At 44.1% G+C, this 19864-nt stretch carries 18 protein-coding genes; 3 read left to right on the top strand and 15 right to left on the bottom strand.

What is annotated here, in order from left to right:
• Nucleotides 1-43: 43 nt before the first annotated feature.
• From B158_RS0103135 to B158_RS0103110, 6 genes are read right to left on the bottom strand one after another with little or no spacing between them, the layout of a single operon-like run.
• A complete protein-coding gene (locus B158_RS0103135; RefSeq protein WP_018623891.1) occupies nt 44-817 on the bottom strand; it encodes a DUF1295 domain-containing protein in 774 nt (257 codons plus the stop codon).
• Nucleotides 808-1374 carry a DUF2878 domain-containing protein gene (locus B158_RS0103130; protein ID WP_026309341.1) on the bottom strand — a complete coding sequence of 189 codons (567 nt, stop codon included), beginning with the start codon at nt 1372-1374 and terminating at the stop codon, nt 808-810. Before B158_RS0103130 ends, B158_RS0103135 begins: the two co-directional genes overlap by 10 nt.
• On the bottom strand, nt 1353-2672 hold the full coding sequence (locus tag B158_RS0103125; RefSeq protein WP_018623889.1) for an SAM-dependent methyltransferase: 1320 nt from the start codon (nt 2670-2672) through the stop codon (nt 1353-1355). Before B158_RS0103125 ends, B158_RS0103130 begins: the two co-directional genes overlap by 22 nt.
• Nucleotides 2665-3558, bottom strand: coding sequence for a DUF1365 domain-containing protein (locus B158_RS0103120; protein WP_018623888.1), 894 nt, complete (start codon nt 3556-3558; stop codon nt 2665-2667). Before B158_RS0103120 ends, B158_RS0103125 begins: the two co-directional genes overlap by 8 nt.
• Complete coding sequence (locus B158_RS0103115) at nt 3551-4822, bottom strand: NAD(P)/FAD-dependent oxidoreductase (protein WP_018623887.1); 1272 nt, start codon at nt 4820-4822, stop codon at nt 3551-3553. Before B158_RS0103115 ends, B158_RS0103120 begins: the two co-directional genes overlap by 8 nt.
• Nucleotides 4819-5730, bottom strand: coding sequence for an acyl-CoA desaturase (locus tag B158_RS0103110; RefSeq protein WP_018623886.1), 912 nt, complete (start codon nt 5728-5730; stop codon nt 4819-4821). The genes B158_RS0103115 and B158_RS0103110 overlap by 4 nt, the downstream gene beginning before the upstream one ends.
• Nucleotides 5731-5993: 263 nt before the next feature.
• Here B158_RS0103110 and B158_RS0103105 point away from each other — a divergent pair, with 263 nt between their 5' ends.
• Together B158_RS0103105 and B158_RS0103100 are read left to right on the top strand one after the other, a co-directional pair.
• Nucleotides 5994-6482 (top strand): nuclear transport factor 2 family protein, encoded by a 489-nt coding sequence (locus tag B158_RS0103105; protein ID WP_018623885.1) that lies wholly within the window; start codon nt 5994-5996, stop codon nt 6480-6482.
• Nucleotides 6463-7059, top strand: coding sequence for a chalcone isomerase family protein (locus B158_RS0103100; protein ID WP_018623884.1), 597 nt, complete (start codon nt 6463-6465; stop codon nt 7057-7059). Before B158_RS0103105 ends, B158_RS0103100 begins: the two co-directional genes overlap by 20 nt.
• A 33-nt stretch (nt 7060-7092) precedes the next feature.
• On the opposite strand, the gene B158_RS0103095 is transcribed toward B158_RS0103100, so the two are convergent.
• From B158_RS0103095 to B158_RS0103085, 3 genes are all read right to left on the bottom strand, one after another.
• Complete coding sequence (locus B158_RS0103095; protein ID WP_026309212.1) at nt 7093-8472, bottom strand: cryptochrome/photolyase family protein; 1380 nt, start codon at nt 8470-8472, stop codon at nt 7093-7095.
• A 28-nt stretch (nt 8473-8500) separates the two neighbouring features.
• Nucleotides 8501-9448, bottom strand: a complete 948-nt coding sequence (locus B158_RS0103090; protein WP_018623882.1) for a YbgA family protein — start codon at nt 9446-9448, stop codon at nt 8501-8503.
• Nucleotides 9449-9624: 176 nt separating this feature from the next.
• A complete protein-coding gene (locus tag B158_RS0103085) occupies nt 9625-10134 on the bottom strand; it encodes a hypothetical protein (RefSeq protein ID WP_018623881.1) in 510 nt (169 codons plus the stop codon).
• 148 nt (nt 10135-10282) lie between these two features.
• Between B158_RS0103085 and B158_RS0103080 the strand changes: the two genes are divergently transcribed.
• Nucleotides 10283-10864, top strand: a complete 582-nt coding sequence (locus B158_RS0103080; RefSeq protein WP_018623880.1) for a helix-turn-helix domain-containing protein — start codon at nt 10283-10285, stop codon at nt 10862-10864.
• Here B158_RS0103080 and greA read toward each other — a convergent pair.
• From greA to B158_RS0103050, 6 genes are all read right to left on the bottom strand, one after another.
• Nucleotides 10861-11343 carry a transcription elongation factor GreA gene (greA, locus tag B158_RS0103075; RefSeq protein WP_018623879.1) on the bottom strand — a complete coding sequence of 161 codons (483 nt, stop codon included), beginning with the start codon at nt 11341-11343 and terminating at the stop codon, nt 10861-10863. The two genes, B158_RS0103080 and greA, sit on opposite strands and share 4 nt — an antisense overlap.
• The gene (carB, locus tag B158_RS0103070; RefSeq protein ID WP_018623878.1) at nt 11340-14564 is read right to left on the bottom strand and encodes a carbamoyl-phosphate synthase large subunit; all 3225 of its coding nucleotides are present in this window, start codon (nt 14562-14564) and stop codon (nt 11340-11342) included. Before carB ends, greA begins: the two co-directional genes overlap by 4 nt.
• 14 nt (nt 14565-14578) lie before the next feature.
• Nucleotides 14579-15757 carry a glutamine-hydrolyzing carbamoyl-phosphate synthase small subunit gene (gene carA / locus B158_RS0103065; protein WP_051082496.1) on the bottom strand — a complete coding sequence of 393 codons (1179 nt, stop codon included), beginning with the start codon at nt 15755-15757 and terminating at the stop codon, nt 14579-14581.
• A 615-nt stretch (nt 15758-16372) separates the two neighbouring features.
• A complete protein-coding gene (dapB, locus tag B158_RS0103060; RefSeq protein ID WP_018623876.1) occupies nt 16373-17176 on the bottom strand; it encodes a 4-hydroxy-tetrahydrodipicolinate reductase in 804 nt (267 codons plus the stop codon).
• Between the two features lie 30 nt (nt 17177-17206).
• Nucleotides 17207-17827 carry an arylesterase gene (locus B158_RS0103055; protein ID WP_018623875.1) on the bottom strand — a complete coding sequence of 207 codons (621 nt, stop codon included), beginning with the start codon at nt 17825-17827 and terminating at the stop codon, nt 17207-17209.
• Entirely contained in the window at nt 17827-19821 is a 1995-nt protein-coding gene (locus B158_RS0103050; RefSeq protein WP_018623874.1) for an OPT family oligopeptide transporter, read from the bottom strand. Before B158_RS0103050 ends, B158_RS0103055 begins: the two co-directional genes overlap by 1 nt.
• Nucleotides 19822-19864: the final 43 nt, after the last annotated feature.

Here is a 19864-nt window from a genome sequence, read left to right as displayed (position 1 = left end):
TTAAGCTCTCCGCTTTTATTCAATATCAATGGGCGTCGACATACTATTTCGTAGGGCCCAGGAAAAATTTATTGGTCTGACGTTGATACTCTCGGTAAGCATCGCCTTTGCTTCGAATATTTTGCTGTTCGTTAAATGGAATGCCAGTTAACTTCAGCAAAAACAGCAGCATTAATACAGGATAAATCCACAACAGCCATCCTTGCTCGGCGTGCCAGCCAATCAACGGATAGGCAAACCAGTGAGTCCATTCGAAGAAATAGTTAGGGTGACGTGAATAGCGCCACAGACCGATATTACAAACTTTGCCTTTCGTATCTTTTCTTCTCTTGAACTGTCGCAACTGATAGTCAGACAAGGTCACACCAATAAAAGACAAAACAGCTATGGCAATACCAATTCCATCAAATATGTCGAAATCTTGATGACTGGATACAATGACAGCAACGGGGTAGCTGAATGCAAATGCCAGTACTGCCTGAAACATGAAAAAGACAAACAGTTTGCTTTGAGTATTTTCGGACCAGTGTGCGCGAAGTTGTTGATAGCGCCCATCTTCATGCTCGACCTGATATCTATCAATAAGATGCCAGGCCAATCGGGCATACCAGGCAATTGGAATCAACAAAACAATATAACGATGAAAGCCACTTCCTTCGGCCATGGCTACATAAATCAATCCGCCAATTACAATTAGCAGGGCCCAGGTAATATCCACGATATCGGTATTTTTAGTATGGAACTGCCACAACCAGGCTATCAGCTGTCCGACAAAACATAGCAATGCAACAGCAATTATCGCGACATCTAATTCCATGATGCTTCTCTCTTGCCCGTTATTTCCTGCTTCTGACCTGCTGAGGGGGAAAATACTGTGACAATCAATACCATGACCATCGTCCAACCAAAGGCAAGTGCCGCAAATGCTGAAACCGGATTGTTTAAAGTCACCGCACCGAACTTTTCAGCTGCCAGGTAAGAGATTGGACCGCCAAGACCACCAATGATAACCCCCACTATTTTGTAATCAAAAATCCAGGCCAGTGAGTGATTTATGGTTAGGCCAAATGCAAACCACAACATAACTATCCATAGTGGAGCAACAAAGGGATATGGCCATTGCATCTCATAACTGATGAGTCCAAGTTGTAGCCATAGGCTGTCCAATACAAATCCCAAAACTGCCAGTGTGATTGCAAGCTTGATATCAGTCTGTTTCCGATTCAGTGGGTGTAGCTGCCATATGGCAAAGACCACAAACAAACCGAGACCTAACAGGATGTGTTCATAAACAACACCTACAACCAATGCAAACCACAGCGTTTGAAGCAGTACAAAATTCAGTACTTTATTTAACTTTGTAGTGCTAACCATTGCTGCCTCTTGTTGCCCGGTTTGGCAAACAGTAGGTGTACATCGCTGATGGCTTTTTCGATAAAGCCACCTTCACAATAACACAGATAAAAATCCCACATCTGAATGAATGACTGGTCAAATCCTTGCGCCTTGACTGCTTCAATATGCGCAAAGAAACGTTTGCGCCATTCATTTAATGTTTTGGCATAACTATCACCAAAGTCTTCTAAATTGATAAGTCGCAAATCTGAGGATTTTCTTGCTGAATCCACAATTACTGATACACATGGAATAAAACTGCCAGGAAAAATGTAACGCTTAATAAAGTCCACTGACTTTAACGCTTGTTTATATCGAGAGTCCTCGATAGTAATTGCCTGAATCAAAGCCATTCCATCAGGTTTTAATAGAGCGCTACATTGCTTGATGTAAGTATCAAGATATTGATGGCCTACTGCCTCAATCATTTCAATTGAAACCAGCTTGTCAAACTGACCTTCCAGCTTGCGATAGTCTTCCTTAAGAATGGTTATCTTACTCTCAAGGCCTTCTTCCTTTACGCGCTGTCTGGCGTGCTGATATTGCTGTTCAGAAATGGTTGTGGTTGTTACATGACAGCCATAGTTCTTAGCAGCATAAATGGCGAATCCGCCCCAGCCAGTACCAATTTCAACCAGGCGATCGTTTGCATTAAGATCCAGTTTTTCGCAGATGGTTTTTAACTTCAACTCAGAAGCTAATTCCAGAGTATTGGCCTGCTCTGTAAAAATTGCGGATGAGTACATCAGGTGCTCATCCAGAAACAACTTAAAGAAGTCATTGCCTAAATCATAATGCGCGGATATGTTTTTGCGGCTTCCTTCAACACTGTTCCGATTAAAGAAATGCCATAGCTTTAAAATACTATTTTTCAACCAGGCGAGACCGCCTTCCATCTCATCCAGGATGTCCCGGTTGATGACCAATAGGCGAACTAAGCCAGTTAAATCATCGGTTGACCACTGTTCTTTCATGTAGGACTCAGCGGCACCAATACTACCGTGCATCGCTACCTGGCGATAAAAGTCTAGCTGACTAATACTGATGGTAACGCACAAGTCAGATTGAGCATTGGCGGTGCCACAGAATTGCTTTCCAACAGGATCACTGATAATGATCTGACCGCCTTTTATACCACTCAAGGCTTTCAAGACCTGGCTACGAATCAACTTCTCGAAACCTGACACTTGTTTCTTTTCAGACAGGGGAAGTTTTACAGACTCACTCTGTTCCTGCTGTTTGCCGGTTATGGCCTGCTTTTCAGTAAAATCATTCACGACCCTGGTTCCTCTTGCCTGTTTCTGCCTCGACTTCACCGCTATGAGAATCTTTATTAAATTTAGGGTGAGGTACAAAGGGGATCTTTTTTAACCATAATTTTAAAGCTTGCCAGTAGATTGCAGCGACCATCTTCAAGGGTTGCAACGGTCTGCTTAGAACAAGCTTTCGCATATTGCTTTGAGTCAATGGTATGAAATCAGCTGTGAAGGTGGCGTCAAAGAATTTGTGATTCGTGTTCTTTTGATTTACTACCATATGAATTCGCAACTGGTCATCCTCAACCTTAAACAGCCATTGATAATGCATATCCATGGTTAGAAATGGCGACACATGAAATGCTTTATCAAATTCAAACTGATAAAGGTTGTCTGTACTTTTGCAACCTTTTTTTCCTTCATCGCATCGATGCAGGTAGCTATGGCGCTCTCCCCATGGGGTATTTGTGATTTCAGAAACGATATACTTCAAATTGTCATTTTCATAACAAAAATAAAAGCAAACAGAGTTAAAGTTAAACCCCAGGTATCTCAGGTGGGAAAGCATAAAAACTCTGCCAGAAAAGCTTTTGCCAGTATGCTGGCGAATAGTCTCCTGGATCGATTGTTTGTTTATGCTGGTTTTGGTTATTTTCTGGATGTTTTTTTCTTTGATACCGTTTTCATTGAGGTTGTTTTCTTTGAGGTTAGAGTTTTGGTGAAAGTCCTTGTTGCGGAAGGAAATCAGATTCCATCTCTCCAGCGACCACAGTTTACTTTTAGCAAAAGTCTCTTCGAGCTTATCCAGATCAAGTAAGCTCCAATACATTTCGTATGTAAACTCATGGGGCTTGGGGCGATAACGACGGTGTCGAATCTCCCCAACCATAAATCCCTGTTTAAGCATATCCTGCATCCTTCAGAAGTTGTTCTGCAGCCTCCAGTCCGCTTCTTGCACCATCTTCATGAAAGCCCCAGCCCCAATAGGCACCACAATAATAACTTCTGTTCTGCCCCTGAATCTGGTGTTTGTTTTGTTGAGCATCAATTGTCGCCTGAGTATAGACAGGGTGATGGTAGGTCACCTCTTTCCATACCAGTTCGGGGTTCACTCGTTCCGACATGTTAAGGCTAACAATAACTGGCGTCGGGGTATCCAATGACTGCAGTAAGTTCATGTAATAACTTACTGTACACTCCTGACGAGTTTTTTCATCTATTATCACATTCCAACTGGCCCAGGCGCGTTTTTTACTTGGCAATAAACTGCTGTCTGAATGCAAAATGATTTGATTTTCCTGATAGCGAATCGCTCCCAGGATCTGATTTTCAGCCTCGCTGGCACCTTCAATCATTTTTAGCGCCTGGTCGCTATGACAGGCAAAGATCACATAATCAAATTCCTCTTTGCCCTCAGCCGTATGGAGCCAGATCTTTTCATGATTACGAATCACCTTGCTAATTGGGCAGCCTAATTTCACTTGGAATCCTGCACTGTTAGCAATCGCTTCAACATAAGCCTTTGATCCGCCTTCAATGGTTTTCCAGATTGGCCGATTGAATGCCTGCATCATCTGGTGATTATTCATAAAGGCCACGAGATAACGTGCCGGAAAATCAAGAATCACCTGGCTATCGCCAGACCACAGCGCACAGGCCATCGGCAGGATGTGCTCGTCGATAAACTGCTGACTGTAGTTATTCTTTCTCAGATAGTCTCCGAGGGTGATATCGCCTTGTTCACTGTCAGACTCCAGCAACTCTCCCGCTTCCCGATAAAAGCGAAAGATATCTCGCAGCATCCGATAAAATTTTGGCCTGACTATATTCTTACGTTGGCTGAAAAGACCATTTAAGGTTCCGGCGTTATACTCAAGGCCAGTTAGCTTATTAGACACAGCAAAACTCATATCGCTGTCTTTATAAGGAACCTGATACTTTTGTAGCAATCCATAAAATGTTGGATAGTTTTCTGGGTTGAAGACAATAAATCCAGTATCAACCGCTATTTTCTTCTTACCACCAGTTTTAGAGTCAACTTCAATGTATTGAGTGTCTGCGTGTCCACCTAGTTTGCTGGCATGCTCAAAAAGGGTTACATCGGCTTCTGAGGCCAATCGCTCTGCAGCGGTCAATCCAGAAATCCCGCCGCCAATTACTGCAACTTTCATGACTTTGCCTTTAAAGCTATTAATTCTTTATTGGGATATTTCAAATCCCATACCAATCCCAACTTTTCCATCGCTTTGAGAACATAGAAACTCAGATCAATTTCCCACCAGTAAAATCCCTGTTTTACTGAACCCGGACTAAAATGGTGGTTGTTATGCCAGCCCTCGCCTAACGTCAAAAGAGCTAGTAAAAAATTATTACGGCTATCATCATTGGTCTCAAAGCGCTTGCTGCCCCAACGATGCGCCAGCGAATTGATGCAGTAGGTGACATGCGATAACAGTATGGTTGAAATAAAGAATCCCCAGATCAGTACCTGCCAGCGATCTGCACCCAGTTCAGGGTGAAACATTTCCAGATATACCCCAAGGCCAAAGATTAAAGCAGCGAAAATGATTGGCGGGAAAATATCGAATCTATCTAACCAGCGAAGCTCTGGGTATTTGGCAAGGTCTTTGACTCTGCCTTCCTGGGTGGGGAAGTTTTTCTTGTTGAGAAACCACAACATGTGGCTCTTTAAAAAGCCATGCCTTGGTGAGTGCGCGTCTTCGTCAGTATCAGCATAAATATGGTGATGCCTGTGATGTGCCGCCCACCATAATGGTCCACGCTGTGTAGCTGAGGCACCGAGGAAACCAAATACAGCCTGGACCCACCGGTAGGTCTTAAAACTTTTATGTGAAAAATAGCGATGATAGAAAGCAGTAATCGCAAACATTCGAATGAGGTAAGCAGCAATACAGATAATCACTGCTGTCCAGGATACACCGGTTACAAACGCAAATAAGCAGACTAAGTGCAAGCCTATGTATGGAATAACTCGTGGCCAATCAACCCCTTCAAGCTGCTCAGGTTGATTGGTATCCGTATTGATTTGACTGTTATCAAACCACTGTTTCATTTTCATAGTTTAAGTTGCCTGGCATTTTTCATAATCCTAGATTTATTCTTGTGAAATCCCTGTGAAGCTGAATAGACGGCCAGGCCGCTACTCTTTAAATTATTTTACCCTGCTTAGTTTCTGCAAAACCTTCACAGAATCTTTACGAGTCAGGAGCTACAGTGGCATCATGTCTTCTACTCTAGCAGTGCTTTATGATGATTTCCCGTTATTTATTATATTTTGCTATAGCCTTAACTTTTTCTGGCTGTAGTCATTCGAGGAGCGAGATGAATAATCAACGCGTAGAGAATTTTTTGCAGGTTGCCAGTAAGATGCCTCCGACCGAAACGGTAGAGTCCCCGGACAAGGCTTTTCTAACCTTATTTGGCGACTTCAAGGCTGGTACTAAAGAAGATGTTATCCGCCAGTTGTATGCCGAGCAATTCTATTTTAATGACACTTTTAAAACCTTTGGTCATATCGATGAGCTCTTGAAGTATATGCCTGAAACAGCGGAAGCAACTGAAGTGACTACCGTAGAAATCATTGATGTCGCCAAATCCGAAACTGACTATTACTTGCGCTGGGTGATGCATATGAAGTTCTCTGCCGCTGGCAAGAAAATCGACTCCAAGTCTATTGGTATGACTCAGCTTCGCTTTAACGAAGAAGGCAAGATTGTTCTTCACCAGGATTACTGGGATGGTGCCGAAGGTTTCTATTCACGTTTACCAATTGTAGGATTCTTTGTTAATTATGTGCAAAACCGCCTGTAAAACCCTGTCCGTGAGAAAACTGCTGCTTCAGCTCAGCTTCCCATTGCTGGGCTTGAGCTTGCTTATTATTTCTGGCCAGGCCCAGGCTAAGCTTGAGCCTAGCGTTCGTTATCAAGAGACCGACTATCAGCTGTGTGCTAAACAACGGGTGACCAAAGCACTACTATTTGATGTGGTTGATGTGGGTGTCTACTATCCTGACTGCAAGCAAGCTGCAGACATATTTGATGAGCAGCCGAAGTTACTTAGATTTTCCTATTTACGCGATGTAACTGGTAACCAGTTCACTGAAGGTGCTGATGACTTTTTACAAGACAACCTTAAGCCACAGGAAAAAGACAAGTGCCTGATTCACTTCAATGAGTTTAACACTGTCTATGAGGACGTTTCCGACGGAGATTATTACGATCTTTTTGTACTCCCTGAGCAGGGCCTTGATCTGTATCTCAACAATCAGCAGCTTGCCCAGTCCGACAACTCAAGTTGCGCCTTGCCTTATCTCAATATCTGGTTTGGCGACGAATCAATGGACAGCGACTTCGAAGACCTACGCGATAAGATTAAAGCGCTGAATTAATCGCCGCCTTCATTGAGCAATTTATGGGACTATTTAGCTAAGCAGATCAAGAGCTCTTTTCCTCGCTTCCTTATAGTCAATGATAGGCTGAGGGTATCCCAGCTTTTCTCTCTGCTCACTACTTGGACAATGAATGTCTTTATCACTTAAACTTTCAAGCTCCGGCACTAGCTTACGAATAAATTTACCCTCAGGATCAAAACGTTGCGACTGAGTGTTCGGGCTCATGATTCTAAAATAAGGTGCTCCGTCGGCACCGGTTGAAGAACACCACTGCCAGCCGCCATTATTGGAAGCAAAATCTCCATCTATTAAATGGCGCATAAAAAAAGCTTCTCCCTGGCGCCAATCTATCAGACACAATTTATTGAGGAACATGGCGACATTCATTCTTAAACGATTATGCATCCAACCTGTTTGCAGTAGCTGGCGCATTGCCGCATCAATCAATGGAAATCCGGTTTTGCCCTGTGACCACAAGTCAAATAGTTCCTGCTCACCATCCCATACTTCCTTTGCATCTCTTTTAAATACTTTATGTTTACTGATCTCAGGATTATCAATAATGATTTGTCGGTAAAATTCGCGCCAGATGATTTCTGATAACCAGGTATCTTTATAGAAAGCTTCTTCATCACCTTCATGCCACTCCAACAAGCTACTAATACATTGCTTTGCCGAGATGGCACCGACCGCCAGATAAGGAGATAGCATGCTGGTTCCCTTAACCGATGGGATATCTCTTCGCTCTCTATAATATCCAGCCTTTGGCAAGAAATCATTCAGCTTTTCCTTTGCCGCCTGTTCTCCCGCAGGCCATAAGTCATCACGGTACTCTTGAGCAAAATCATAATCATGTTGCTCATCAATTTTGAAGTCCTGCTTTTCAGGTATTGGTAATGGTGAAGTGCCTTGAGTTTTGTGAAATTCGATCCAGGCTTTCTTGTATGGTGTAAACACTTTATAAGGCTCACCCTTACCAGTAGCAACACTATTAGGCGGAATAATAATATCACCATCAAACCGCTTTACTTCTAATCCTTTTTCCTCAAGTATTTTTTCAGCCTGGTTGTCACGGTTTTTCTCGTTTAGTGGATACTCATTATTGAAATAAACACCTTTGGCATTGAACTGATCGACTAACATCTCTAATTTCTCAACCGAATCAGCATAGTCAGTCACTTTAAAACTATGTAGTGGGATGTTGAGTTGGTTCAGTTGCTTTCTCAATTCTTTGACGTTGTCATTGATAAAACCAATCTTGCAGGCTGCATCATCATGAGCCTTACGCTGTTCCTCAGTCTCCAGATAAATTCCAATAGCAGTGCCCTGTTCAGCAGCATAAAAAAGAGCAGGATTATCGCCTGCTCTTAAATCATTTCTGAACCATACAAGATTAATTTCTTTGCTCATAAACTCACTAATTTTTAAAGTTTGATTTTTACAGGTAGTTTCGTAATCCAAGCTCTAAAGGGTGCGGGTCAAGGTATGCCTGCTGTTTGATATAGTCTGATCCAAACTGAGTTAAATAATGATTGATCAAAGTTACAGGAACAACCAGTGTCACGATTCCTTTACGATACTGCTCGATCACTTTTACCAACTCCTGTTTGGCAGCGGAAGTCAGATCTCGCTTTAAATAGCCTAGTATGTGATAAAGAACATTCGTGTGCGATTTACTCGATGCAATTTTCTTAAGCGTCAGCATCAGTTTATCTTCATACTCGTTCAACAGTTGTGCCAACTCTTTTTGCTCTGTATTGGCAACCAGTCGCCCAAGATCTTTATAAGCCTGATAACTATGGGCCATGACCAGATATTTATATCGGCTATGGAAATCGATTAGCTTTTTCATGCTCGGATCACTCATCACAGATTGCTTCCAGTCATGATAAGCAAATACCCTGGTGATGAAGTTTTCACGCAGCCTGGGGTCCTGCAACCTACCTTCTTCCTCAACTGGTAAGTTTGGGTGTAATTTCATAACTTCGTCAATATAGACTCCACGATAAGATTCACCCGCTGGGTTGCCATTCTCATGATAGACCTTAACTCTTTCCATGCCGCAGCTTGGAGAGTTCCGAATCACAATATAACCACAGGCATCATGTATCCTTGGCATAGTTTTATGAGCATACTCACGTAACTCATCCGTGACATCCAGGCTATGGTCATCGACTTTTTTGACGCGAATTTCTTCGCCGACTCGTACCAGGTGTATGGGTGGTCTTGGTGTAGGTAATCCTATGCCCATTTCAGGACATACAGGAGTGTACTCAAACCAGTCGCTGAGTACATTTAAACAGTATTTAGATTGCTTGTGTCCACCATCAAATCTGACTTTATTTCCAAGCAGGCACGAGCTAATGGCTATCTTTATTTTGCTCATTTTTGGATTATTCCTAACTCCATGTGAAAGGGTTGTGAAACCCTATAAGCGTTATCCTTTCTCCTGTCTTATAGCAACCTCATTATTTAGTATTGCAACTATGAGATTAACATCAAATTATAATAGCCACAAAAAAGCCTCGCTAGAGGCCTTATACACTTGATGAAAAGTTTCCGTTAGTTCGCTCTAGCGAACATTTTTATTAAATTTGCCTTTGTGTCCACTTTCGTCACTAAGTCGAATATCATTTGATTACCATCCAGCTCTACACTAAAAATAAGAGGCTTGCCAACTGGCTGTAACTGATACTCCTCGGTACTACTACCGTATATCTTTTCTTCTGAGTCTGTTTTCTTAGTTACCATCCACAGCACGCCATACTGCTTTTCATTAACAGCTTTCATACTGACCTCTAAAGTATAGTCTGCTGCATCTTCTGTTTGATGAATTTTTATTGCCCCATCGCTACCAATTCCGACAATGATTGAATTTGATGTAACTAGGTTCCCGTCGTTCATATACTGACGAATATTGGCCAGATTTAAAAACTCATCTGCTATATATGCTTTTGTCGTCACCCCCAGATACTGCTTAGCAGCATTATCTTCCCCATCATCAGCCATGCCAACCTGTGGCATAAAATAAAGAACTGATAGCATTAGAATTAGGCTTGTTAAATATTTCATTTGTAACTCCAATTAATTAAACGGCCCGTCCAGTATCCTTGCAACAACGAGGTTATTCATAATATATCCATGATATTCTTAATATTCCTTGAGGAATATGATCCATTATGTAGCATAATGAATACTACAAGAACCAAACTATTCTTAAATGATAAAACATCATACTTTAAGACATTTACGCCATAATCTTGGCTGGACTCAAGGCCATGCTGCGCAACAAATCGGCATTCAACAATCCTATTTGTCGAAACTTGAGAATGGTCAAGCAGTCCCTTCCTTTGAAGTCCTTTCTGCTATCAGCAATGCATATGGCTGCGACTTGAAAACCTTAGCACCATTAGCAAACTACTCCGATAGCTCCCATGTCCCTAATTTAAATGTCATATCATTAAAGAAGCTTGTTGGTGGCTCTATACTTTGTATACTTTTAGCTGGCTTGCTATTTTCTAGTGCATGGTTTGGATTATTTACAAGTAATACAGCTTATACCTATCAGATCTTACCAGGTATCGCCCCTGATATTGTTACACCAACTTATCTGGTAACTGATGATTATCGTGGTGAGAAGTTTGAGGAGCTGGTGCTTAATTCTAAAGTTGGATACGTCTTGATTGGAGAGAGGGACATTTCCCCTTTTGGGAACAAACTACTTTACGTAATAGGTTTATTGCTTTTTATTGTTGGGACAGCCCTAACAATCGTAGGGCTGTATCTAAATAGAAAAAACTAAATATATAAAACCTCAGCGATTTCATATTCAACACTACCTTTTGGTGTTTGAATATTCGCAATATCGCCTTCTTCTTTGCCAATCAATCCGCGCGCAATTGGCGAGTTAATGGAAAGTTTGTTTTTCTTGATATCCGCTTCATCATCGCCAACAATTTTATACTGGACTTCATCAGCGTTGTTATCATCCAAATTAATCAAGATAACCGTTGAGCCAAAGATCACCTTACCGTTGTTGGTCATTTTCTTAACGTCAACAATCTGAGCATTTGAAAGCTTGGCTTCAATCTCCTGAATGCGACCCTCGATGAAACCCTGCTGTTCGCGCGCTGCATGATATTCTGCATTCTCTTTCAGGTCACCATGCTCACGTGCTTCAGCGATGGCCGCAACAACTTGCGGCCTTTTTACTTTTTTTAGTTCATTTAACTCAGCCTGAAGGGCTTCAGCACCTTCGACTGTCATAGGTACTCGATTCATCGTTCATCTACCTGTGTATGTAGTTCTTGTACTGAGTGAATCTGGCCACGACCATTCTCTTTCATCGCTGCGCAGGATGCTACTGCACCCGCCAACGTCGTCGTGTATGGCACTTTATATTGTAGAGCGCTACGACGAATCAGGAATGAGTCGGCAATTGCCTGCTTACCTTCAGTAGTATTAATGATGTAATCCACTTCACCGTTTTTGATGTAGTCAACAATGTGTGGTCGACCTTCAAACATCTTGTTGATGCGTTGACATGGAATGCCTGCTTCGCGAATAGCACGAGCAGTACCACCAGTTGCCAACAGTTCGAAACCCTGTTCAGCCAGCGAACGGGCCACAGCTGGTAATCCAACTCTATCGGCTTCGCGGACACTGATGATAACCTGACCGGAATCTGGAACAGCCTGACCACCACCCAGTTTTGCTTTGTAGAAAGCATCTCCGAATGTTTTACCAACACCCATGGCTTCACCGGTTGATTTCATCTCTGGACCAAGAATTGGGTCAGAGCCCGGGAACTTATTGAATGGGAAAACTGGTTCCTTAACCGAGAAATATCGTGGAATAATTTCTTTGGTGTAACCTGTTTCAGCCAACGTTTTACCCGCCATTACTGACGCTGCAACTTTTGCCATTGGCGTGCCAGTTGCTTTAGAGACAAACGGTACGGTACGTGAAGCACGTGGATTTACTTCAAGAATGAAAATTCTCTCACCCTGAATAGCAAACTGTGCATTCATTAAACCGCGAACTTTAAGTTCTTTGGCCATTACCAACATCTGGCGACGCAATTCGTCCTGAACTTCTTTGCTTAAGCTAAATGGTGGAATCGAACATGCCGAGTCACCCGAGTGAACACCCGCCTGCTCAATATGCTCCATGATGCCGCCAATCAGGATATTCTCACCGTCAAAGATAGCATCAACATCCACTTCAATAGCATCATCAAGGAAGCGATCCAACAGTACAGGTGATTCATTTGAAACGCTTACCGCGTCATTCATGTAACGACGCAACTCGTCTTCGTTATAGACGATTTCCATAGCACGTCCACCCAGTACATAAGAAGGACGAACAACTAGTGGGTAACCGATTTCTTCTGCCAGACGAACACCTTCTTCCATGTTGCGAGCGGTACGGTTTGGTGGCTGCAATAAACCTAGACGATTAATCGCGCGTTGGAAACGTTCACGATCTTCTGCGCGGTCAATTGCATCAGGTGATGTGCCGATAATTGGTACGCCAGCAGCTTCCAGATCACGGGCCAGTTTCAGTGGTGTCTGTCCGCCATAATGAACAATCACACCTTTTGGCTTTTCGATATCAACAATTGCCAATACATCTTCAAGTGTTAATGGCTCGAAATATAATCTGTCCGACGTATCATAATCGGTTGAAACTGTCTCTGGGTTACAGTTAACCATGATGGTTTCATAACCGTCATCGCGCATAGCGAATGCAGCATGCACACAGCAGTAGTCAAACTCAATACCCTGACCGATACGGTTAGGTCCACCACCCAAGATCATGATTTTCTCACGGTCAGTTGGGTTAGCTTCACACTCTTCTTCGTAGGTTGAATACATATAGGCGGTGCTGGTTGCGAACTCAGCCGCACAGGTATCCACTCGCTTGAAGACAGGCAGAACGCCTAATTCTTTTCGCAGTTTACGGATTTCTTTTTCGCTGGTTGCGAAGATGTCGGCCAGACGCTGATCCGAGAAGCCTCTGCGCTTAATCTGGCGCATCAAGTCTGCGTTTAATTCAGAGAATGACTTATCTTTAAGGTTCTCTTCGATATGAATAATTTCCTGAATTTGAATCAGGAACCATTTGTCGATTCCAGTCAGCTCGAAAACTTCATCCAGTGACCAACCCTTGCGGAACGCATCGCCGATGTACCAGATACGATCAGAACCAGGTACACGCAAGTTTTGACGCAAGGTATCAACCCAGCTTTCATCATCTTCCGCCAACTTAGGTTCAAAACCAGAAGAACCAACCTCAAGACCACGCAATGCTTTTTGCAGTGATTCCTGGAAGTTACGACCAATCGCCATTACCTCACCCACAGATTTCATCTGCGTGGTTAGAGTCTTGTCTACGTTCGGGAATTTCTCGAAATTAAAGCGAGGGATCTTAGTAACCACATAGTCAATACTTGGCTCAAACGAAGCAGGCGTCTTGCCACCAGTAATTTCGTTCTGTAACTCGTCCAGGGTATAACCCACTGCAAGTTTTGCAGCCACTTTTGCGATTGGGAAACCCGTTGCTTTAGAGGCAAGTGCCGATGAACGTGATACTCGAGGGTTCATCTCAATGATGGTCATACGACCATTCTCAGGGTTAATCGCAAACTGTACGTTCGAACCACCCGTTTCAACACCAATCTCACGCAATACAGCCAAGGATGCGTCTCGCATACGCTGATATTCTTTATCGGTCAGAGTCTGTGCCGGTGCAACTGTAATTGAGTCACCGGTATGCACACCCATTGGGTCAAAGTTCTCGATAGAACAGATGATGATGCAGTTGTCGTTCTTGTCACGAACCACTTCCATCTCATACTCTTTCCAGCCGATTAACGACTCATCAATTAACAACTCATTGGTTGGCGACAAGTCCAAGCCGCGTAAACAAATTTCTTCGAACTCTTCTTTGTTATACGCGATACCACCACCGGTTCCGCCCATGGTAAAAGAAGGACGAATGATACAGGGGAAACCCACTTCTTTTTGTACTTCCCAAGCATCTTTCAAGCTGTGTGCAACCTGCTGACGAGGCTGATCCAAACCAATTTTTGACATCGCTTTGGCAAACAGCTCACGGTCTTCTGCCTTATCAATGGCTTCACGAGTTGCGCCGATCATTTCCACGCCGTGGATTTCCAGTACGCCACGTGATGCCAAATCCAATGCACAGTTCAAGGCAGTCTGACCACCCATGGTTGGCAGAATCGCGTCAGGTTTTTCTTTTTCAATAATCTTAGCAACCACTTCCCATTGAATCGGCTCAATGTAGGTCACATCAGCCATATTCGGGTCAGTCATAATAGTTGCCGGGTTAGAGTTGACCAGAATAACTCGGTAACCCTCTTCACGCAGTGCCTTACAGGCCTGTGCGCCGGAATAGTCGAATTCGCAGGCCTGACCAATAATGATTGGGCCAGCACCTAAAATCAGAATACTTTCTATGTCAGTACGTTTTGGCATGTCTCAATCGTCTCCTAGGCTTTGTGTTGTTCCATCAATTCAATGAAGTGGTCGAACAATGGTGCAGCATCGTGTGGACCGGGACTTGCTTCAGGGTGACCCTGGAAGCTAAATGCAGGTTTATCCGTGCGGTGGATACCCTGCAGGGTGCCATCGAATAGGGAACGATGAGTTGCTTTTAGGTTATCAGGTAGCGACTGTTCATCTGCCGCAAAACCATGATTCTGACTGGTAATCATGACCGTGCCATCTTCAACATTTTGTACTGGATGGTTGGCGCCATGATGACCGAATTTCATTTTTGCTGTCTTGCCGCCACTTGCTAATGCCAATAACTGGTGGCCAAGGCAAATACCAAATACAGGAATGTTAGTTTCCAAAACTTCCTGAATCGCTTTAATGGCGTAATCACATGGTTCCGGATCACCTGGGCCATTAGATAAGAAGACACCATCAGGATTCATCGCCAAAACTTCACTGGCAGGAGTTTGTGCCGGAACAACGGTTAAGTCACAGCCGCGTTCAACCAGCATTCTCAGAATATTGTGCTTGGCACCATAGTCATAAGCGACGACCTTGAACTTAGCTTCTTTAAGCTTGCCGTAGCCTTCTTCAAGAGACCAGGTGCTGTCTTGCCACTGATACGTTTCTTTGGTTGAAACGACTTTAGCCAAGTCCATTCCCTTCAAACCCGGGAACTCTTTAGCTAACTCCAATGCTTTCTCAGTATCCGGAGCTTCACCCGCAATGATACAGCCACTCAAAGCACCTTTATCACGTAGAATTCGGGTTAAGCGACGGGTATCGATATCGGCAATGCCAACTTTCTTATGGCGCTTTAAGTAGTCTGATAAAGATTCATCGCTTCGATAATTGCTGTGAAGGAGTGGAAGATCACGAATAATTAATGCTTCAGCCCAAATATTGGTCGATTCAACATCTTCGGAATTAGCACCGGTATTACCGATGTGAGGGTAAGTGAGGGTTACCATCTGCTTGGCGTAGGAAGGGTCAGTTAGAATTTCCTGATATCCTGTCATGGCGGTATTAAAAACCACCTCGCCTACTGCATGTCCTTCGTAACCAATTGAAACTCCATGAAAAACACTACCATCTTCAAGAACTAAAATGGCGGGCTGCTGGGCGGGTCTTAGCAGCAGTTGAGACTCTTGTTCTAACAAAGAAACCTCCATTTTTTTTGGGCGCAAAAAATTTGGGCTCAAAAATATGAGTCCAGCAAATTGTTTACTTGGTGAAATTTTGGCAAATTCCGCACATTATAGTGGAATTGGGTGGGCAAGTCTATTTAAGTGGACTTTAGTTACTAGAGATTGGGATGTTGAATATTAGTCACTCTAACGACCATTTTATGGGATTTTTTTATTTTAATGTTATATCGATACAGTGGAATGCCCTGGAGCATTAAATAAAAACTGTGCAAAAAGAAAAAGGGCGGATAAACCGCCCATTTTCAGTTGGCCTCATGCCCCTTAGGTGCTCCCTGCTACTTCCGTGTGTCACCATGTCCTTCGGTTGGATTTCCTTACGTGCGTCCCTTGCACACTTGTTAATCTACTCTTTTTTTTTGCAATAACAACAAGGCCTGACATGATGTCAGGCCTGCATTGCAATAAAAAGTCTTTTCAAATCAACAAACTAGATAAAATCTGTAGCATAAAAAGCACATTTTCTGACTCATTTTACGGTGCTGGATTACAGATCCTTGAGAGATCTCGCACAAACTCTATGGACGATCTCTTAACCGTAATGCACATCTGATTGTGTGTTTTTTGAACAGGTAGCGTTTTCTAATCGTTTAACCCTAGAACATCCTGCATATCATAGAGTCCAGCGGGCTTTCCGAGCAGCCATTTGGCCGCCTCAATCGCACCTTGAGCAAAACATTGACGGGTCTGCGCTTCGTGTCGCAATGTCACCAACTCGCCATTTAAAGCAAACACCACCTCATGAGTGCCAACGATATCACCAGCGCGCATTACTGAAAATCCAATCGCACCAGTTTCACGCTCACCAATACCATGTCGTGCCCACTCTGCGACATCATTTAAATCCTGACCTTTGGTGTCTGCAACTGCTTCGCCTAAAGCTAAAGCTGTACCCGATGGCGAATCCTTCTTGTACTTGTGGTGCGCCTCAAAAATTTCGATGTCTGCCTTATCTCCCAGCAATCTCGTCGCTTGCTTGACCAGCCCCAGTAGACTGTTAACGCCCACACTATAATTAGCCGCAAACACAATCGGAATGCTTTTTGCGGCTTCGCTAATAGTTGCCTTTTGTTGCTCGTTAAACCCGGTAGTTCCTATAACCACAGGTGAGTTAGCACTCACCGCATGAGATAAGGTTTCAATTGAATGGTCAGGCAGACTGAAATCTATCAGAACCTTTCGCTCATTTAAGGTTACGGATAGGTCGTCACCGACAAAAACTCCTTGCGGCTCCTTGCCCACCAGATAACCAATATCGGTGCCCAGTTTTTTATGTTGCTCACGAGCCATTGCGCCAACGATCTCAACCTGGCTATCGTCAATTGCGGCTTTTAATAACTCCTGCCCCATTCTTCCGGTGCAGGCATTAATTATAATCGGTGTCATTTCATCTTATTCCTGTTACCAACTTGTCGGTTACTCTATAGCGCCTTCCGCTTCGAGTGTCTCGGCTATTTTTTCGGCCAATACGCGATAGCCCTGAGCATTCAAGTGAATCTGATCGGATTTATATTTTGATGTTTTCAGCAAGTCGGACAGCTCGCCTCGCATGTAAGCAAGCTGATGTTGTTCGGCGAGCTCATCATAAAAATCGGCTACCGCAGAAAACAGATTTTTCTCTGGTACACCAATCAGCAGCACCTGTACATTGCGCCGATTGGCTATACCAATCATTTCTGACAGGTTCTGCTTGGTCTGGATCTGGTTGTGATTACGCAAGATATCATTACCGCCTTCCAATAAAATCACCAGCTCAGGATTGTGTTGTTCCAGCACATCCTCAAAGCGCGCCAACCCGCGGTCTGTGGTTTCGCCTGAAATTCCAGCGTTAACGACATTAAGGCCAGTCATCTGCGCTAACTGACTTGGGTAACTGGCAGTTTCAGATGCGCCAATCCCTTCCGTCAGGCTATCACCAAAGGCAACAATGGTTGCTCCAGAACTCAAAGGCTTTAATTTGGGTTCGTTGCAGGCGCTTAACAGCAGCCCTGCAACCAATACAGCAAGTATGAATAGATATTGCTTAAACAACTTCATTAAGCCACGTCTCTTTTCTTAAGCAATTTAATGAACCATATCACTAGCAAGGTGAAGGAAATGGCACCCAGGATCATCGCCATCACATCACTACCGATCCAGCCGGTACCGATACCATCCGGCTTTCTACCCTCAATAAAGGCCATCGCCGCAATGGCAACGCCCAATAGACCTTCGCCGCCAACAAAGCCACTGCCCAATAGAATACCTTTTTCACGACGACTTTCTTTTTCATCATCACGTTTAGTTTTCGACTCAACCCAATGACGAATCAGACCACCAATCAGAATAGGTGTCATGGTCGATAGCGGCAAGTAGACTCCTACGGCAAACGGTAGTGATGGCACTCTCACCAGCTCGCAGATGATCGCAATACCAACACCAATTGCCACCAGTAACCAAGGCAGGTTCTGCTCCAACACGCCATCAATCACCAGTTTCATCAGTGTTGCCTGAGGCGCTGGCAATTCCTTACTACCAAAACCAAAAGTTTCGGCCAGTAACAGAACTGATAAACAGACAAAGGTTGCTGAGGTCAAAACACCTATTAGCTCAGCCATTTGCTGTTTGCGAGGGGTCGCCCCCAATAGATAACCACTTTTCAAATCCTGCGAAGTATCGCCAGAAATGGATGCAGCAATCGCTACCACACAACCGACAATCAGAGTCGCAGCCTTGCCACTGGTATCGGTCCAGCCCATTGCCAGGAATATTGTGGCTGTCCCTAGTAAAGCAGCAATGGTCATGCCGGAAGTTGGGTTAGAAGTAACACCAACTAAACCCACAATGCGCGAGGCAACGGTTACAAAAAAGAACGCGAACACGGCAACACAGATAGCCGCCAGTAAACGGGTATCAATGCCACCCACTGCACCAAAGACACCAGGCATAAAGGTCAGCATCAACACTACAGCCAGAATGCCAAAAAAGACGACCTTAATCGGTAGGTCCTGATGGGTGCGCGGCTCTTTGGCAACGTCTGCTTTTGAAGTATGAGTTTCTTCATCTACCTGTTTGGCAATGTTCTTGGCACCGACTTTAAAGCTTTCCAGCATCACCGGAACACTTTTAATCAAAGTAATGATTCCCGCCGTCGCAACCGCTCCAGCACCGATATAGCGCACATAGCGTGACCAGATTTCACCGGTCGACATGTCTGAGATCAGCTTAACGGTTTCAGGAAAGAAAGGCGTGGTCTGGGTATCGCCCCAGTAGGCAATTGCCGGAATGATAATAATCGCTGACAGCAGACCGCCGCCAACCATGACCCATGCGATACGAGGACCCAGAATATAACCCACACCAAATAAGGCGGCTGACAGATCAATGCCAATGGCACCTTTTTTCAGGAAAGGGATTTTTACCGCCGCATAATCAGGAATGACCTTAATCCAGGAAGTCAGCGTCTTAAAAAGCGCTGCCGCCCCCATTCCATAAAAGATGTATTTCGCTTTATTACCACCGACTTCATTGGCGACCAACACTTCCGCACAGGCCGTACCCTCAGGGTATGGCAGCTTGCCGTGTTCCCGCTCAATCAGAAACTTACGCAGCGGAATCATGAACAGAATACCTATCACACCACCACTCATCGCCAGAATGGTCATCTGTAACAAGTCAGGTGCAACCCCCCACATGAAGAGTGCCGGCAAGGTAAAGATTACGCCACTGGCCAGCGAACTAGATGCCGATCCGGTGGTTTGCGCAATATTGGTTTCCAGAATCGTGCTACCGATACCGAACTTGGATAGAATCTTAAATACCGCCACCGCCATCACCGCAACCGGAATCGAGGTACTGATGGTCAGGCCCGCTCTGAGCCCCAGGTAGGCATTAGCTGCTCCAAATATGATGCCAAATAGAATCCCAAGCCCAACCGCCTTAAATGTAAACTCTGCGATATTCTCTTCGGCCGGAACATACGGCTTATAGGTTTCTCCCTCTTTTAAAGGGACATATGCTTTGGCATCTAAGCCTTTATTCTTCTGTGGCAAGGGTGGTTCCTCTCAAAGCCTTCATTGATATGTGGCTTATTAA

Origin of the sequence: Kangiella aquimarina DSM 16071 (genome assembly GCF_000374105.1) — a bacterium.
Lineage (GTDB): Bacteria > Pseudomonadota > Gammaproteobacteria > Enterobacterales > Kangiellaceae > Kangiella > Kangiella aquimarina.
Note: the sequence above shows the minus strand (reverse complement) of the source record. Positions and strands in the feature narration are given on the sequence as shown.

What these genes read in the sequence shown, in the direction of transcription:
- B158_RS0103135 (WP_018623891.1), bottom strand. Translation starts at nt 817, where the DNA reads ATGGAATTAGATGTCGCGATAATTGCTGTTGCATTGCTATGTTTTGTC.
- dapB (WP_018623876.1), bottom strand. Translation starts at nt 17,176, where the DNA reads ATGACACCGATTATAATTAATGCCTGCACCGGAAGAATGGGGCAGGAG.
- B158_RS0103115 (WP_018623887.1), bottom strand. Translation starts at nt 4,822, where the DNA reads ATGAAAGTTGCAGTAATTGGCGGCGGGATTTCTGGATTGACCGCTGCA.
- B158_RS0103110 (WP_018623886.1), bottom strand. Translation starts at nt 5,730, where the DNA reads ATGAAAATGAAACAGTGGTTTGATAACAGTCAAATCAATACGGATACC.
- B158_RS0103085 (WP_018623881.1), bottom strand. Translation starts at nt 10,134, where the DNA reads ATGAAATATTTAACAAGCCTAATTCTAATGCTATCAGTTCTTTATTTT.
- B158_RS0103080 (WP_018623880.1), top strand. Translation starts at nt 10,283, where the DNA reads ATGATAAAACATCATACTTTAAGACATTTACGCCATAATCTTGGCTGG.
- B158_RS0103100 (WP_018623884.1), top strand. Translation starts at nt 6,463, where the DNA reads ATGTGCAAAACCGCCTGTAAAACCCTGTCCGTGAGAAAACTGCTGCTT.
- carA (WP_051082496.1), bottom strand. Translation starts at nt 15,757, where the DNA reads ATGGAGGTTTCTTTGTTAGAACAAGAGTCTCAACTGCTGCTAAGACCC.
- B158_RS0103095 (WP_026309212.1), bottom strand. Translation starts at nt 8,472, where the DNA reads ATGAGCAAAGAAATTAATCTTGTATGGTTCAGAAATGATTTAAGAGCA.
- B158_RS0103120 (WP_018623888.1), bottom strand. Translation starts at nt 3,558, where the DNA reads ATGCTTAAACAGGGATTTATGGTTGGGGAGATTCGACACCGTCGTTAT.
- B158_RS0103090 (WP_018623882.1), bottom strand. Translation starts at nt 9,448, where the DNA reads ATGAGCAAAATAAAGATAGCCATTAGCTCGTGCCTGCTTGGAAATAAA.
- carB (WP_018623878.1), bottom strand. Translation starts at nt 14,564, where the DNA reads ATGCCAAAACGTACTGACATAGAAAGTATTCTGATTTTAGGTGCTGGC.
- greA (WP_018623879.1), bottom strand. Translation starts at nt 11,343, where the DNA reads ATGAATCGAGTACCTATGACAGTCGAAGGTGCTGAAGCCCTTCAGGCT.
- B158_RS0103055 (WP_018623875.1), bottom strand. Translation starts at nt 17,827, where the DNA reads ATGAAGTTGTTTAAGCAATATCTATTCATACTTGCTGTATTGGTTGCA.
- B158_RS0103105 (WP_018623885.1), top strand. Translation starts at nt 5,994, where the DNA reads ATGAATAATCAACGCGTAGAGAATTTTTTGCAGGTTGCCAGTAAGATG.
- B158_RS0103130 (WP_026309341.1), bottom strand. Translation starts at nt 1,374, where the DNA reads ATGGTTAGCACTACAAAGTTAAATAAAGTACTGAATTTTGTACTGCTT.